Source organism: Hydrogenophaga laconesensis (assembly GCF_031457235.1).
In the GTDB taxonomy this organism is placed as follows: Bacteria; Pseudomonadota; Gammaproteobacteria; order Burkholderiales; family Burkholderiaceae_C; genus Hydrogenophaga; species Hydrogenophaga laconesensis.
Map to the genome: position 1 here is coordinate 722,004 of NZ_JAVDWE010000001.1, position 13,831 is coordinate 735,834.

At 69.0% G+C, this 13,831-nt stretch carries 13 protein-coding genes; 3 read left to right on the forward strand and 10 right to left on the reverse strand.

Going from position 1 to position 13,831, the window contains the following annotated elements:
* Positions 1 to 4 precede the first annotated feature (4 nt).
* Genes J2X09_RS03480 through J2X09_RS03495 form a run of 4 tightly spaced genes read right to left on the reverse strand, consistent with a single transcriptional unit; the run spans position 5 to position 3,834 of the window.
* On the reverse strand, positions 5 to 982 hold the full coding sequence (locus J2X09_RS03480) for a Bug family tripartite tricarboxylate transporter substrate binding protein (protein ID WP_017404443.1): 978 nt from the start codon (positions 980 to 982) through the stop codon (positions 5 to 7).
* A gap of 32 nt (positions 983 to 1,014) precedes the next feature.
* Positions 1,015 to 2,004, reverse strand: coding sequence for an ABC transporter substrate-binding protein (locus tag J2X09_RS03485; RefSeq protein WP_026062142.1), 990 nt, complete (start codon positions 2,002 to 2,004; stop codon positions 1,015 to 1,017).
* A 4-nt stretch (positions 2,005 to 2,008) separates the two neighbouring features.
* Positions 2,009 to 3,328: a Rieske 2Fe-2S domain-containing protein gene (locus J2X09_RS03490; protein WP_148748456.1), complete on the reverse strand. Its 1,320-nt coding sequence runs from the start codon at positions 3,326 to 3,328 to the stop codon at positions 2,009 to 2,011.
* Positions 3,329 to 3,372: 44 nt separating this feature from the next.
* Entirely contained in the window at positions 3,373 to 3,834 is a 462-nt protein-coding gene (locus J2X09_RS03495) for a bacteriohemerythrin (protein ID WP_088167133.1), read from the reverse strand.
* Between the two features lie 362 nt (positions 3,835 to 4,196).
* Here J2X09_RS03495 and nadC point away from each other — a divergent pair, with 362 nt between their 5' ends.
* Positions 4,197 to 5,054 (forward strand): carboxylating nicotinate-nucleotide diphosphorylase, encoded by an 858-nt coding sequence (nadC, locus tag J2X09_RS03500; RefSeq protein ID WP_103738775.1) that lies wholly within the window; start codon positions 4,197 to 4,199, stop codon positions 5,052 to 5,054.
* A 100-nt stretch (positions 5,055 to 5,154) separates the two neighbouring features.
* On the opposite strand, the gene J2X09_RS03505 is transcribed toward nadC, so the two are convergent.
* The 6 genes from J2X09_RS03505 to J2X09_RS03530 all read right to left on the reverse strand — a co-directional run bounded on the left by J2X09_RS03505 (position 5,155) and on the right by J2X09_RS03530 (position 11,147).
* A complete protein-coding gene (locus J2X09_RS03505) occupies positions 5,155 to 6,210 on the reverse strand; it encodes a zinc-dependent alcohol dehydrogenase family protein (RefSeq protein WP_017404448.1) in 1,056 nt (351 codons plus the stop codon).
* 47 nt (positions 6,211 to 6,257) lie between these two features.
* Positions 6,258 to 7,772, reverse strand: a complete 1,515-nt coding sequence (locus J2X09_RS03510) for an aldehyde dehydrogenase (RefSeq protein WP_227472697.1) — start codon at positions 7,770 to 7,772, stop codon at positions 6,258 to 6,260.
* Between the two features lie 104 nt (positions 7,773 to 7,876).
* Positions 7,877 to 9,061, reverse strand: coding sequence for an ABC transporter substrate-binding protein (locus tag J2X09_RS03515; RefSeq protein ID WP_017404450.1), 1,185 nt, complete (start codon positions 9,059 to 9,061; stop codon positions 7,877 to 7,879).
* A gap of 69 nt (positions 9,062 to 9,130) precedes the next feature.
* Positions 9,131 to 9,835: an ABC transporter ATP-binding protein gene (locus J2X09_RS03520; protein WP_017404451.1), complete on the reverse strand. Its 705-nt coding sequence runs from the start codon at positions 9,833 to 9,835 to the stop codon at positions 9,131 to 9,133.
* Positions 9,832 to 10,590 carry an ABC transporter ATP-binding protein gene (locus tag J2X09_RS03525; RefSeq protein ID WP_017404452.1) on the reverse strand — a complete coding sequence of 253 codons (759 nt, stop codon included), beginning with the start codon at positions 10,588 to 10,590 and terminating at the stop codon, positions 9,832 to 9,834. Before J2X09_RS03525 ends, J2X09_RS03520 begins: the two co-directional genes overlap by 4 nt.
* Positions 10,587 to 11,147, reverse strand: coding sequence for a branched-chain amino acid ABC transporter permease (locus tag J2X09_RS03530; protein ID WP_187427609.1), 561 nt, complete (start codon positions 11,145 to 11,147; stop codon positions 10,587 to 10,589). The genes J2X09_RS03525 and J2X09_RS03530 overlap by 4 nt, the downstream gene beginning before the upstream one ends.
* 359 nt (positions 11,148 to 11,506) lie before the next feature.
* On the opposite strand from J2X09_RS03530, the gene istA reads away from it, so the two are divergent.
* Positions 11,507 to 13,012, forward strand: coding sequence for an IS21 family transposase (istA, locus tag J2X09_RS03535; RefSeq protein ID WP_105817909.1), 1,506 nt, complete (start codon positions 11,507 to 11,509; stop codon positions 13,010 to 13,012).
* On the forward strand, positions 13,009 to 13,809 hold the full coding sequence (gene istB / locus J2X09_RS03540; RefSeq protein WP_105817910.1) for an IS21-like element helper ATPase IstB: 801 nt from the start codon (positions 13,009 to 13,011) through the stop codon (positions 13,807 to 13,809). Before istA ends, istB begins: the two co-directional genes overlap by 4 nt.
* The last annotated feature ends 22 nt before the right edge of the window (positions 13,810 to 13,831 follow it).

Sequence of the window (13,831 nt, forward strand, 5' to 3'; positions counted from 1 at the left end):
GCGACTACTCGGCCTTCAGCTGCGCCCGCGCGGCGGCGTCGGTCACCTGGGCCTTCTCTGCACGCAGCGCCCGCGCGAGCTGTTCGGGCGTTCCGCCCGCCGGGTCGACGCCCGCAGTGCGCAGCTGCTCGATGACCTCGGGGACCTTCACGATCCTGTTGATCTCGGCATTGACCTTGGAGATGACCTCGCTCGGCGTACCGGTCTTCGCCAACACCGCGACCGTGAATGCGAAATCGAAGCCGGGGATCTTTTCCGCCAGGGTAGGCATCTGCGGTGCCAGCGGGGAACGCGTCGTCGAATTGGTGGCCAGAAGGCGCGCCTGGCCCGACTTGACGAAGCCCATGAGCGACGGCGGCGAAGCGAACACCATGTCCACCTGTCCGCCGATCATCGCGGGGACCGAGACGGCGCTGCCCCTGAACGGAATGTGCGTCATCGAGATGCCCAGGCTTGCATTCATCGCCTCCATCGTCAGGTGGTGGATGCTGCCGTTGCCGGCGGAGCCGTAGTTGAGGCCCCCTGGCTTCGCCTTGGCCAGCGCGACGAGTTCGTCCAGCGTGTTCGCCTTGACGTTCGCGTTGACGGCGAGGAACAGCGGGGCCTTGCCGACGAGGGCGATCGGCACGAAGTCGTTGGCCGCGTCGTAGGTGATCTTCTTGTTGATCAACGGCGTGATCGACAGCATCGGCCCATCGGTCACCAGCAGCGTGTAGCCGTCAGCCGGGGACTGCAGGATCGCGGAGGCGGCGACCGAGCCACCCGCACCGGGCCGGTTGTCGACGTAGACCGCCTGCCCCAGCGTATCGCCCAGCGACTTGGCGATGATGCGCGCCACCGTGTCGGGAAGGCCGCCGGCGGCATAGGGAACGACGAGCTTGATGGCGCGGCTCGGATAGGCCTGGGCATGGGCCAGGGAGCCGAATGCGAGTTGGGCGATGCAGGCCAGGCCAACCAGCCAGGCGGGGATCTTGTGCTTCATGGTGGGTGTCTCCAGTTGTGGGTGGTGCGGGATCAGATGCTGTAGGTCTCGTAGGTCGCGGGGTGGAAGAGCTCGCTGACCGGCACGTGGCGCGATGACAGGCCCTGCTCGTAGTGGGCCCGCACGAAGGTCTCCAGCGTCCTGGCCGAGGCCGCCACGCCGTACGACCAGAAGTCGTCCCCCATCGCCTCGCGGGCAGCCTGCAGCTGCTCCTCGACGAAGGGCAGCGTGACCTTGGTGGCCGAGGTGTCCGACAGCAGCTCCAGCGCGGCGGCCTTGGACTGGGTGAAGGCCTTGACGAGCGCGGCGGGAAGCCAGGGGTGCTTGGCGGCGAGTTCCTTCCTGACGGCCGCCACGTGCATGATCGGGAACACGCCCGTGCGCCGGTAGTAGTCCTTGGCCACCGCGGTCGGGTCGTCGAACAGCCAGCCGATGTTCGGGTTGGCGAGCGCCGACCGGCTCGGCGGGCGCGGCGCCATGAAGCCATCGATCTCCCCGCGGTCGAGCATCTGCGAGATCGTCGCCCCCTCGGGCGCCTGCTCGATCCGGACGTCGTCCGGCAGCTGCAGCTTGACCTTCTCGGGCCGCCCCGGCGTCTCGATGCCCCCGCGCACCCAGGTCACGTCGGAGGGGCGCACGCCGAAGTCGTCCTGCAGGATCGCGCGCGCCCACACGTTGGCGGTGAGCTGGTATTCGGGCAAGCCGATGCGCTTGCCCTTCAGGTCGGCCGGCTCGCGGATGCGGTCCTTGCGCACGTAGATCGACGTGTGCCGGAACGCCCGCGAGAGAAACACCGGTAGCGCGATGTAAGGGCACTCGCCCCGCGAGTGCTTCACCAGGTAGCTGGAGAACGAGAGCTCGGTGATGTCGAAATCGACGCTACGCATCGCCCGGAAGAACATCTCCTCGGGATTGAGGAGCATGTACACGGGATCGACGCCGTCGATCTGAACGCGGCCGTCGAACAGCGCGCGGGTGCGGTCGTAGTCGCCCATGGCGACGGAGAGTTGGAGTTTGCTCACGGGATCAGGACTTCACGGAATAGGAGGGTTCGAACTCGGGACGGTTTTCGCCGTCCAGCCAGACATAGCGGGTCTCGTAGGTGCGCCAGTCGGTCGTCTTGGGGACGATGGCCTGGAAGGAGCAGACGGCCGGCGTGGCCGCCTCGGCGCCGGTGCCGATGGCAGGCGCCCCCTGGTCGAAGGCTTGCACGGCCTCGAGCATCTGCTTGCGGAATTCCACGATCGCCAAGTCGCTGGCGCCCAGACGGTCATGCGTGCGGTCGGCGATGGCGCCCATGGTCAGCCACATCGCCACGTCCTGGTTCGGGAAGCCGGTGATGCCCGTGAAGTTGCCGGCCTTCATGGCGTTGCGGTCCTGCCAGAACTTGTTCGCCTCGTTGCGCAGGGGGCGGTAGTTCTGGTCCAGGTCGACACCCACCGTCTGGCGCAGGAACTTGCGCCAGGTGTCGGTCTCCGGCGTCTGCGACGGGTGGCCCCAGGCGATGAAATAGAACGCCGTGCTCGTGTCGTCCATCGGCACGTTGATGTTGGCCACGTTGTAGAGGTTGTTGGGCGGGATCAGGGCCGTGGCCGGTGCCACGAACACCGTCGAGCGCACGTAGTCGTTCTCCGCGGCGTTCGTGATCGGGCGGCGCAGCGCGGCATAGCGGAAGCCGAAGCCGGTGCGCTGCACCTGCATGCGCGGCGCCTTGTCGGTGGACGGGCGCAGCCAGGTCTTGTCCGTGGCCTTCGCGCCGTCCACGCGCGCAGGAACCATGTCGGAGGAGTGAAGGCTGGAGCTGTGCGCGGAGTCGATGGCACCCTCGAGGATCTGCGCCCAGTTGCACGGCAGCAGCACTTTCGCGATGCTCACCCGCGTGTCCGCCGTCGGCGCCCACGGCGGCGGCTGGAATTCGGGCATGGTCTCCTTGGGCCCCATGTAGGCCCACACCATGCCAGCCCATTCCTTGGTGGGGTACGCGGTGTGCTTGACCTTGTCGACCATGCCGCTCGAAGCCGGCTCGGAAGCCATCTCCAGCACGTTCCCGTCGACGTCCATCTTCCAGCCGTGGTAGAGGCAGCGAAGCCCTCCCTCCTCGTTGCGGCCGTAGACCAGCGACGCGCGACGGTGGGGACAGTACTCATCCATGACGCCGACCCGGCCGTCGCTGTCGCGGAAGACCACAAGGTCCTCGCCGAACGCCCGCGCCTTCACCGGCGTGCCGTCGGGTTCGCTCACCTCTTCCACGAGGCAGATGGGCATCCAGTGGCGGCGCATCAGGCGTCCCATCGGGGCGTCGCCTTCGACGCGGCAAAGCAGTTCGTTCTCTTCGTGAGTCATCATGATGTCATCTCATCTCTAGTGGTGGTTGCTTCAGGGGGGTTGAACTAGCAGGCCAGGGCGGCCTCGGGCTTTCGGCCCACGCGCAGCACCACGGGCTTGGCGCCGTGCTGCAGCTTGCAGAGCCAATGGGTGAGTGCCGAGTCGAGGTGCTGGACGTGGGGCGGAAACCAGGCCGCCAGCTCGTCCGCCACGCGGCGGGCCACCTCGACCTCCCCGCGCGCCAGGCGGGCACGCACGCCGCGCAGCGTGGACAGCACCGCTTCGTGCTCGCTGATGTGGCAGTCGCGCGGCGGAAACGCCGTCGTGCGCATCAACTCGTTCTCGGCCGCGAAGTGCGAGGCCGCATGCTGGAGCACCGCGTCCAGCGCCTGCGCCATCTCGGGCGCGGCGGCGCACCGCATGCGCTCGATCAGCTCGGCCAGTTGCTCGTGCTCGCCATCGATCGCCGCATGCCCGAGCAGTAGCGAGTCTGACCAGATCGGCGCCGAGGTTTCAGTGGGGTTCATGGCGGGGAATGCGGGCACCGTCTGGCGGTGCCCCGTTTTGTTAGTCGCCTAATGATTTTAGGGGCACACGTTGATCCGGGCAACGGTTTTCCCTACGGGGTTTCCCTAGAATCATTTGGTCTCTAATAATTTTGTAAACTCGGACTCGATGTGTACGCATGGCGGTGCGTGTGCGTGCGTGCGCACCGGTTCGGCCGACGGGCAAACGTCTCCTCCAGTCGCGCGCATGAGCGAGGTGAGGCCGCAAGCCATGCTCCGGCGCCGGTGGCCCCGGTGGCTGGCGCTCCGCCGGCCCACGCAAGCACAGGCGGCACGGCCGCGCCGGGACGCGGCCTCCCCAGGATGAACAAAAAGGATTGAACGTGAGTGAGAGAGAGTTTCTGAAGCAGGTGCACCAGGACGTCGAGCGTGCCTTGGACGAGGATGTCGGCCCGGGAGACCTGACCGCGGAACTGGTCCCGGCGACCGCCCGCGCCACGGCCACCATCACGTGCCGCCAGGCGGCGGTCGTCTGCGGCCGGCCCTGGGTCGAGGAGATACTGCACCGCCTGGCGCCGACGGCGCGGGCCGACTGGCGCGTACCCGATGGCGGCACCTGCGTGCCCGGGCAGGCCGTCGTGGTGATCGAAGGCGTGGCGCGCGAGCTCCTCACCGCGGAGCGCACCTGCCTGAATTTCCTGCAGACGCTCAGCGGCGTGGCGACCAAGACCGCCCGCTATGTCAAGGTGGTCGAAGGCACGCGCGCGGCCGTCCTAGATACGCGCAAGACCATCCCCGGCCTGCGCGCCGCGCAAAAGTACGCCGTGCGCTGCGGCGGCGGCCAGAACCACCGGATGGGCCTGTACGACGCCGTCCTGATCAAGGAGAACCACATCGCGGCAGCGGGCGGCCTGACGGCCGCGTTCCGCGCGGCGCAGGCGCTCAAGGGCCGCGTGGCCTTCATCCAGGTGGAGGTCGAGACGCTGCGGCAGTTGCAGGAAGCGCTCGACGCGGGCGTGGACATGGTGCTGCTGGACAACATGCCCCTGGAGACCGTCCGTGAAGCGGTGCGGCTGGCCCAGGGCCGCTGCAGCCTGGAGGTCTCCGGCGGCGTCACCTTCGAGACGCTGCGGGCCTACGCGGAGACCGGCGTCGACCGCATCTCCGTGGGCGCGCTGATCAAGGACGTGACGGCCGTCGACTTCTCGATGCGCTTCAGCGAGCGGCCGCTGGAGGCCTGAGCCGGGACCGCGTCGCGTCGGCGCGCATGCCGGCGACCGGACGGGCCCGTGCGCCGGGCCGTGGCCCGCATACGCCCCCGGTACCGGCGCCCCGCCGCCATCAGAGCAGGAACACGCCCTTGCCGCCCACGCCCTGGTCGAACAGCCGGTAGGCCTCCTCGGCCCGGTCCAGCGTCCAGCGGTGGGTGTACAGCTGGCCGACGTCGAGCCCCTTGGCGGCGACGAAGGCGGCGCACTCGGCCTGGCCGGTCGTCGAGAACGTCCACGACCCCATGACCGTCATCTGGCGGCGCAGCAGCTCCGGACTGACGTTGATGCGCACCTCGCCGCCCTCGCCGACGAAGCAGCAGGTCCCCCAGGTCTTGGCCGCACGGATGGCCGCGCTGCGCGCGGATGCCGCCCCCGAGGTCTCCAGCGACTTGTCGACGCCCTGCCCGCCGGTCAGCTCCAGGATGGCTTCTGCGACATCGCCGTCGCCCGACGGGGCGAAGGCCACGTCGGCGCCCAGTCGGCGTGCGTGCTCGAGCCGCTGCTCGTTCGTGTCGATGGCGATGACGCGCGCATTCATGGCCCGCGCGAACTGCGTGGCCGACAGGCCGACGGGCCCCTGCCCGAAGATGGCGATGGTGTCTGCCGCGGACAGGTGCATGCGCCGCAGCGCCTGGTAGGCGGTGCCGGTTCCGCAGGCGATCGCCGCGCCGGCCTCGAAGCTCAGCGAATCCGGCAGCGTGACCACGGTGTTCGCCGGCACCTTCAGGTAGGGCGCGTGGCCGCCGTCGTCGTTGTTGCCGTACACGCGCACCATCGGCTGGACGTTGCGGCACAGCTGCTGCCAGCCGGTGCGGCAGTGCGCGCAGGCGTTGCAGCCCTGGTAGTGGTGCACCATGACCCGCTGCCCGACCCGCGCGAGCTGCGCCGGCACGGCCGAACCGACCGCGCAGACGATGCCCGCGGGCTCGTGGCCGGCGATGGGCGGGCGGCCGATCAGCGATGGCATGTAGGCAGGCTGGTCCAGCGGCCTGCGGTAGTTCTGCAGGTCGGTGCCGCACATGCCGGACGCCTTCATCTCGATGACGACGTCCAGCGGCCCGGGCGTCGGGTCCGGCACCTCGAGGTACTCGATCTTGCGGTTCCCGGGAAATACGACACCTCTCATCGTGGCTCCTATGCGATGGATCTGTGGCTGTGCGGCCGGGAGGGTGCCTAGGCCTTGAAGGCGAACGGGTCGCGCACCTCGTCGCCGAGCTCGCACCAGACGCTCTTGGTCTGCAGGTAGTGGTTCACGGCCTCGGTGCCGTTGACGCGCCCGATTCCGCTGGACTTGTAGCCGCCGAAGGGCGAATTGAAGGCCAGCGTGCGGTAGGTGTTGAGCCAGACCGTTCCCGCCTCGAGCCGCCGCGCCATCAGGTGCGCGCGCCGGAAGTCCTTGGTCCACACCCCCGCGGCCAGCCCGAACTCCGAATCGTTGGCCAGGGCGAGGACCTCGTCGTCGTCTTCGAAGGGCATGACCGCGAGGACCGGCCCGAAGACCTCCTTGCAGATCACCGGATTGGCCGCATCCGCCCCGCCCAGGATCGTGGGCGCGAAGAAGTAGCCGCCGTCGAAGCCTGGCACCGCCAGGCGTTCGCCCCCGCAGAGCACGCTGGCCCCTGCGGCCACGGCCTCGCGCACGATGGCCTGGTCCTTGTCCAGCTGGGCCTTGCTCGCGACGGGCCCCATCTGGGTGGCCTGCGCCAGCGGGTCGCCGACCGCGATCCGGCCCGCCCGCCGCACCAGGCGGGAGACCAGTTCGTCGTAGATGCGGCGGTGGATGTAGGCGCGCGAGCCCGCCACGCAGGTCTGGCCCGCCGCCGCGAAGATCCCGGCCAGCACCCCGATTTCCGCGCGGTCGATGTCGGCGTCCTCGAAGACGATGTTCGGGCTCTTGCCGCCCAGCTCGAGCGTGCACGGGACGAGCTTCCTGCCCGCCTCGGCGGCGATGGCCCGTCCCACGTCCGTGCTGCCGATGAAGGAGATCTTGCGGACCTGCGGGTGTCCGACGAGCGCCTCCCCGGTTTCCCTCAGCCCCGTCACGACGTTGAGGACGCCGGGGGGGATGCCGACGCTTTCCGCCAGCCGGGCGATCTCGATCGCCGAGGCCGACGTCACCTCGCTGGGCTTGACGACGATGGTGTTGCCCGCGGCGAGCGCGGGCGCGGCCGACTCGATCATCAGCAGCGTCGGAGAGTTCCAGGGCACGATGACGGCCACCACGCCCAGGGGCTCCTTGAGCGTGTAGTTGAGCACCGACGTCTGCGCGACCGGAATGACCGCGCCCTCGATCTTGTCGGCCATGCCGCCGAAGTAGCAGAGCCAGTCGCGCACGATGCGCGCCTGGGTCTGCATCTCCGAGGCCAGCTTGCCGTTCTGCGTCGCCTCGAGCGCGCCGATGTGCATCGCGTTCTCCGCGATCGCGTCGCCCCAGCGCATCAGCAGCCGGCCGCGCTCGGTCGCGGACATGCGGGACCAGGGGCCGCGGAATGCCTTGGCGGCCGCCGTCACCGCCCGGTCCACCTGGTCGGCGCCGGCGATGGCGAAGTCGCCCCAGCGCCGCCCGGTCGTGGGGTTGAAGGACTCGAAGGTACGTCCCGGCTCGGCCGCGACGGCCTCGCCGGCAATGTGCAGGCCGTAGCTGCGGGCGCCCATCTCGTGATTCGGCAGCGAAGTTGACTGCGACATGGTGGCTCGGATCCTCTTTCTGAACAAACGGGGTGGACACGGGCGGCCCTTGCGGGGGCGCGCCGCGCGGCGGCGCCACCCGACCGGGCACGGCCGCCTCTCGCCTACAGCGGACAAGCCGCCAGGTGCGGATCGGCCGTGCCCTCGAGCACGACCTCCTTGGACTTGAGGCTCCAGACGGGTCCGCTTCCATCGACTTCGACCGCGACGAACCGGTCGACCGGGAAGCCGTTCTTTCCGATCCGGTACTGGACCCCGCGAACGGACCGGTAGGCCGCCTTGCGCAGCGCCGCGCTCAGCTTCGCGGCTTCCTTGGTGTTGCCGCCCAGTTCGTCCACGGCGGCCTTCAGCTGCGTGACCATGTCGTAGGACGTCGCGGCGTAGTTCGACGGCAGGCGGCCGTACTTGGCATTGAATTCCTTGACGAAGCGCTTGTTCTCGGCGTTGTCCAGGTCCGCCGCCCAGAAGTCGGCTGTTTCCGAGCCAAGCACGCCCTTCACGCCCGCGGCCTGCAGGCTCGGCAGGTTGAGCTGGTCCAGCGTGAAGGCCGTGAAGAGCTTGGTCTTGCCGGCCAGGCCCGACTGGTCGAACTGCCGCGCGAAGGCAGCGCCCGCGGCACCCGGGTAGAAGGCGAACAAAGCATCGGCGCCGGACGCCCTCACCTTGCTCAGCTCCGCGGAAAAGTCGAGCTGCGGATCGTCGCCCCACCGGGTCATGTCCGCACCGACCACCTCGCCCGTGTACACGCGCCGCACGGCCTGGAGGAAGTCCTTGCCCGCGGTGTAGTTCGGGGCCATGAAGTACAGCTTCTTGGCGCCGCGCAGGTTCATGAGCTTGCCCACCGCCATCGGCAGCACGTCGTTCTGCGCGTGCATCGCGATGAAGTTCTCGTAGCACAGCTTGCCCGCGATGTCCGACGGGCCGGCATTGACGCTGACCACGACCTTGCCGGCATCGACGATCGGCTTGCGCGAGGCCAGCAGCACGTTGCTCCAGATGTAACCGCCCAGCACGTCGACGCCGTCCTGCTGGATCAGCTTCTGCGTCTTCTGGCGCCCCAGCTCGGGCTTGAGCCCGTCGTCCTCGTAGACGATCTCGACCTTGCGCCCACCCATGCTGCCGCCGATGTGCTCGACCCCCAGGTTGACCGCATCGACCACGTCCCGGCCGATGACCGCGCCGCCGCCGGTCAGCGTCGTCACGACCCCGATCTTGATCGGCGGCGTCTGCGCGCCGGCCGGAGCGGCCATGGCGGCAGCCAGCGCCAGAAAAATGCCCAGTATCTTCATTTCATCGTCTCCTTTGATGGAACAAGCAAAGCGGATGGGGATGGGGATGGGCCGGCGCCACGGCGCGGGTCACACGGCCATGAGCCCCGAGATCCTTTCCAGGTCGGACTCGACGTCCTTGGCGGTCCCCGTCCATTTGATGCGGCCGCGCTCCATGACGTAGAAGCGGTCCGCCAGATGCACGAGCTTCTTGAGGTGCTTGTCGACGATGAGGATCGCCAGGCCCGTGCGGCGCAGATCGGCCAGGCACCGCCAGATCTGCTCCCGGATCAAGGGCGCCAGCCCTTCGGTGGCTTCGTCCAGGATGAGCAGGCGGGGATTCGTCATCAGCGCGCGTCCGATGGCCAGCATCTGCTGCTCACCGCCCGACAGCAAGTTTCCGGCGGCAAGGCGGCGCTCGTGCAGCTTCGGGAAGATCTCGTAGACGCGATCCACAGTCCATGGCGCGGCCCCCGCGGTCCGGCTGGCCGCCGTCGCCATGAGGTTCTCGTGCAGGGACAGGTTGGGAAAGATGTGCCGTCCCTCGGGCACGAGGCCCACGCCCAGCCGCGCGATCTGGTCGGCCGCCAGGCCGGTGATGTCGACGCCCTGGAACGTGACGTTCCCGCCCTTCTTCGGAAGCAGCCCCAGGATGCTGTGCACCGTGGTCGTCTTTCCCATGCCGTTGCGGCCCATGAGGCACACCACCTCGCCCTCTCCGATGGACAGGTCCACGTCGAAGAGCACGCGGTTGGCGCCGTAGCCGCCCGAGAGACGTTGAACGCTGAGCGTCATAGATCATCCCCCAGGTAGGCGTTGCGAACATCCGGGTTGGCGCGGATCTCCGCGGGCGTGCCGGTGGCCAGCACCGTGCCGCCCACCAGGACCGTGACCCGGTCAGCCAGCCCGAAGACCGCATCCATGTCGTGCTCCACCAGGATGATGGTGGTCTTGCCTTTCAGGCGGGCCAAGTGCTGGGTCATCTCCAGTCCTTCCTCGTGCCCCAGCCCGGCCATGGGCTCGTCGAGCAGCACGATCGCGGGGTCGCCGGCCATGGCCAGCGCGAACTCGAGCAGGCGCTGCTCGCCATGACTCAGGCTCTCGACCAGCGCCCCTGCCCTGCCGTGCATGCCCACGCTGCGCAGCAGTTCATGCGCGCGCGCTTGCAGCGGGGCGTCGCGCTGGATCGAGCGCCAGAAGCTGAAGGCGTGCCCGTCCTGGGCCAGGATCGCCAGCACGGCGTTCTGCAGCACGGACATGCTCCGGGCCAGCGCCGTGATCTGGAAGGACCGCGAGATGCCCCTGCGGGCCCGCTGCGCCGGAGACAGGCCCGTGATGTCCTGATCGTGAAGAAGGATGCGCCCGCGGTCCGGCCGCAGGGCCCCGAACAGCTGGCTGATCAGCGTCGTCTTGCCCGCCCCGTTGGGGCCGATCAGGGCATGGATCTCGCCCTTGCGGATGTCCAGCGACACGTCCCGGGTGGCGACGACGCCACCGAAGGCCTTGAACAGCCCGTCCATGGCCAGCACCGGTGCGACGGCGGCGCTCATGCCGAACCTCCCTTGGTTCCCAGCAGCAGGCTGGCCAGCCCCCGGCGCCCGCCGCTCACCGCGACGATCAGGAAGGCTCCGAACCAGAACTCCCAGTAGGCAGTCTTGCTGCCCAGCAGCTGCTCGATGAGCACGAACGCGGCCGCCCCCAGGACCGGGCCGCAGGCCGTCCCGCTGCCGCCGAGCACGACCATGAACATGAGCGCCGCGGACAGCTTCCAGCTCGTGAGGTCGGGCGTCACGAAGCTGGTGAGGTTGGCGTTCAGGAACCCGGCCAAGCCGCAGACCGCCGCGGCGAGCACGAAAGCCGCCAGCCGGTAGCGATCGACACTGAAGCCCGACGCCTCCACGCGCTGCTCGCTCTGGTTCGCGGCCGCCAGGACCAAGCCGAAGCGCGAACCCTTGATGCGCACGAACCCGAGCGAGGCGAGCGCCAGGGCGCCCAGGGAGGCGAAGTACAGGACGGGCCGGCTGCCCAGGTCCAGCCCCCCGGAGAACACGCTCGACCCGGTGATCGGGGTCTCCTCGTTTTCAGTGCAATAAGTGACGGTACGCAAAGCTAGCACTGGCGCGGGGGTGGTCTGGGTAGACCGTTGATTTCATTGACTTTCCTGTTCGCTTTGTAAACGGGTATGGTGGCCTCCCACTTTTGAGGTTCACGATGCAGGGTTGGCACACAACGTTTTTGGGGATGCGTGGGCTCCCCCGCGATATCAGCGACTTCGAGATGAAGGCATTTTTCACCTTCGATGGTGCCGAGCGCGACGCAATCAATGCACGCCGAGGTGATTCCCATGGCTGACGACAATTACCTTGGCCGGTCAACGACAACTATCTTGGCCGGTTGAGTCCGGTGCCGGGCAGGTCCGGGGGGCGGGGTTTAGCGTGAGGGGATCGAACAGCTCGAACCTCGCGGATGCCCGGCAAGAAGATCACGGACCACCAAGTGTTGAAGTACAAAGAACAACGCAACCGGCTGACGCAGGTTGCAGCGGCCGCCAAGGCGGGCATCAGCGAGCGCAGCGCTCGGCGCGTGGAGCGCAGCGACACACTGCCCTCGCAAGGCCCGGCGCGCAGCTGGCGCACGCGCCCTGATCCGCTGGCCGACGTATGGGACGCCGAGGTCGTGCCGCTGCTGCACGCCGACGCCCAGTTGAACGCGGTCACGCTGCTGGAGGAATTGCAGCGCCGTCACCCGGGCCAGTACGGCGCCAGCATGCTGCGCACGCTGCAGCGCCGACTGCGGCAGTGGCGTGCCGTGCACGGTGCCGAGCGCGAGGTGTACTTCGCGCAGGCCCACCCACCGGGCCGGCTGGGCCTGTCGGACTTCACCGTCGCCGACGCCCTGGGCGTGGTGATCGACGGAGCTGCCTTCAATCACCGGCTGTACCAGTTCGCGCTGGCGCACTCGGGCTGGCGCCACGTCGTGGTCGTCACCGGCGGGGAGAGCTTCCTGGCCCTGTCCAGCGGGCTGCAGGCGGCGCTGTGGCGTCTGGGCGGCGTGCCCGAGGAGCACCGCACCGACAGCCTGTCGGCCGCGTTCAACAACCTGGCCGAGCAGCAGGAGCTGACGCAGCGCTACGAGGCGTTGTGCAGTCACTACGGCATGCGCGCCAGCCGCTGCAACCCGGGCCAGTCGCACGAGAACGGCGCCATCGAATCGCGCCACGACTCGCTCAAGACCGCATTGGACCAGGCGCTGCGCCTGCGTGGCACGCGCCGCTTCGACGCACGGGCCGACTACGAAGCGTTCGTCGATGCCGTCGTGCAACGCTTCAACGCACGGGTGGCCCCGCGCCTGGGCGCCGAACGCGCGCTGCTCAGGAGCCTGCCGCCACGGCGCACCGCGCAGTACGAGGAGTTGCCCGCGCGCGTGAGCAAGTACGCCATCTTCACCGTCAAGGGCGTGCAGTACAGCGCGCCCAGCCAGCTCATTGGGCACCGGCTGATGGTGCGCCAGTACGCCGAGCACATCGAGTGCTGGCTGGGCGGCCAGTGCGTGCTGCAGCGCCCGCGGGCCACGCATCGCGATGGCCAGCGCCATCCGCGCGACATCGACTACCGCCACCTGGTGGCCGCGCTCAAGCGCAAGCCCGGCGCGTTTGCGCGCTGGGTGCTGCGCGACGCGGTGTTCCCGCGCGACGTGTACCGGCGCACCTGGGAGCGGCTGGCCGCGGCGTTGCCTGAGCGCCAGGCCTGCAAGACCATCGTGGGCTTGCTCGCGCTGGCCGCCGACGGCCACGAGGCACAGCTGGCCGATGAACTGGAGCAACTGATCGAGCTGGACCAACTGCCGGACCTGCACGCGCTCAGCGCACTGCTGGCCCCGCCCAGAGGGCACATGCCCGAGGTGGCGGTGCAACTGCCCGCGCTGGCCGACTACGACACCTTGATCGCGCAAGCGCAGGAGGTGGCTCGATGAGCGGCTCCACGATCACCGCCGGGCGGCTGGAGCTGATGCTGGCCGAGCTGCGGCTGCCCACCGTGCGGCGGCTGGCGGCCCAGGTCTGCGCGCAGTCCGACCGCGAGGGCTGGCCAGCACACCGGCTGCTCGAAGCCTTGCTGGAACACGAGTTGGCCGAGCGCGAGCAACGCCGGCTGGAGCGCCACCGCGCCGAGTCCGGCCTGAGCCCGGACAAGCGGCTGTCCGGGTTTGACTTCGCGGCGGTGCCCAGCGTCTCCAAGGCCCAGGTGATGGCGCTAGCCGAAGGCCACGAGTGGCTGGAGCGCGGCGCCAACGTGCTGCTGTTCGGCCCGCCGGGCGTGGGCAAGAGCCACCTGGTGTGCGCACTGGGCCACGCGCTGATCGACGCCGGGCGCCGGGTGCTGTTCACCCGCTGCAGCGACCTGGTGCAGCGGCTGCAGGCCGCAAGGCGCGACCTGCGGCTGCCGCAGGAGCTGGCCAAGCTGGAGCGCTTCGATCTGCTGATCCTGGACGACCTGAGCTACGTGCGGCGCGACCAGGCCGAGACCTCGGTGCTGTTCGAGCTGATCGCCGAGCGCTACGAGCGCAAGAGCCTGGCGATCACGGCCAACACGCCGTTCTCGCAGTGGGGCGAAGTGTTCGTGGAGCCGGCCATGACGCTGGCCGCGGTCGACCGCCTCGTGCACCACGCCACCATCCTGGAGATGAACGTGGAGAGCTACCGCCGGCGCTCGGCCCACGCAGCCCAGCCAGCGCGCCGGCAGGTCGCCTCCGACGCGGCCGAGCCCGTGTAGCTCTGCGCAGGCCGCGGGGCCG